Origin of the sequence: Corynebacterium sp. HMSC066C02 (assembly GCF_001814945.1) — a bacterium.
GTDB classification, from domain to species: domain Bacteria; phylum Actinomycetota; class Actinomycetes; order Mycobacteriales; family Mycobacteriaceae; genus Corynebacterium; species Corynebacterium aurimucosum.
The window spans coordinates 1-1,305 of the sequence record NZ_KV818427.1 but is presented as its reverse complement, the minus strand read 5'-3'; the positions used below and the strand labels follow the sequence as shown (position 1 = coordinate 1,305).

1 protein-coding gene is annotated in these 1,305 nt (G+C 55.0%); it reads right to left on the bottom strand.

Annotated elements, in window-relative coordinates; translation table 11 throughout:
• Window positions 1–30 precede the first annotated feature (30 nt).
• Window positions 31–1,256, bottom strand: a protein-coding gene (locus HMPREF2996_RS00035) for an IS3 family transposase (protein ID WP_141748919.1) whose coding sequence is annotated in 2 segments (ribosomal slippage) — window positions 31–977 and window positions 977–1,256 — 1,227 coding nt in all. Because the reading frame shifts where the segments join, the coding sequence is not laid out codon by codon here.
• Between the last annotated feature and the right edge of the window lie 49 nt (window positions 1,257–1,305).

Here is a 1,305-nt window from a genome sequence, read left to right as displayed (position 1 = left end):
TGAAGCGTCCTGGGTTTAGTTCCGCTTCTTTTACGGCCCTGTGTTGATGGGCTGGGTGAGATAGTACTCGGTTTCTACTTCCTGTGGGGTGGCGTAGTCCAATGCTTCGTGAAGCCGCTTAGTGTTCCACCAATGCACCCACCGCAAGGTGGCCAGTTCGACTTCTCCGACCGACGTCCACGGGCCCTGGGCATGAATCAGTTCCGCCTTGTAGAGACCGTTGACTGTTTCGGCTAGTGCATTGTCGTAAGAATCGCCGATTGTTCCCACACTCGGGCGGATTCCTGACTCAGCTAGCGCGGTGGAATACTTCAGTGACACGTACTGGCTGCCCCGATCGCTATGATGAATCAGTTGATTTCCATGGATTCGCCCTGCAGTCGTTAACGCATGCTCCAAAGCCTCCATGGGCAGCGCATCAGTACGCATCGTCGAGCGTGTAGCAACACCAACAATCTTTCGGCTGAAGACATCCACGACAAACGCGGTGTAGGCGAATCCCGACAGGGTGCGAACGTAGGTAATGTCGGCAACCCACAGCCGGCCTGGTGCCTGCGCACGGAAGTTTCGGCGCACTAGGTCCGGGCGATGATCCGGTGTCTTCGGGTTAATTGTTGTTACCGGGGTTCGCCCACGTCTGCGGCCAGAAACACCTGCAAGTTTCATCAGACGTGCGGTCTTGTCGCGGCCGATATGAAAGCCTTCGCGGTTCATCGCGTGCCACATTTTGCGGATGCCATAGACCGAGAAATTCTCCGCGTGAACACGCTGTATTTCTGGGATGAGCAGGCTATCGCTTAAGGCTCTTGCGCTGGGAACACGTGTGGTGGCTTTGCGGTAGCCGCGTGAAGTAATGAATCCACGATCTGCTTGTTTAAGGACTCGGCAGATGGCCTCGACCCCAAATTGATCTTTGTACGCGTCGATGTAGGAGATCATTTGGTCGTGGGTCGGTCGAGTTCCGCTGCGAAAAAAGCCGAAGCAGTTTTAAGAATCCCGTTTGCTCGTTTCAGTTCGCGGTTTTCGCGGCGCAGACGCCTGAGTTCTTCTTCCATTGTTTCGCCGCCTGAAGCGTCAGAATTATCGCGTACTGAGGCGCTGTCACGGTACCAGGCCCGCAACGTGTGGTGAGATACTCCAAGCAGCTCACCGACCTCCGTGTAGGCGCGTTGCAGTGAGCAAGACTCCAGGCGGACCATTTCGATGATCTGATGGACCGCCTTCTCCTTGAACTCGACGGAATACTTTCTAGGCATAGTTCAATCCTTCCTTAGCTGAGGTAGGAACTAAACCCAGGACGCTTCA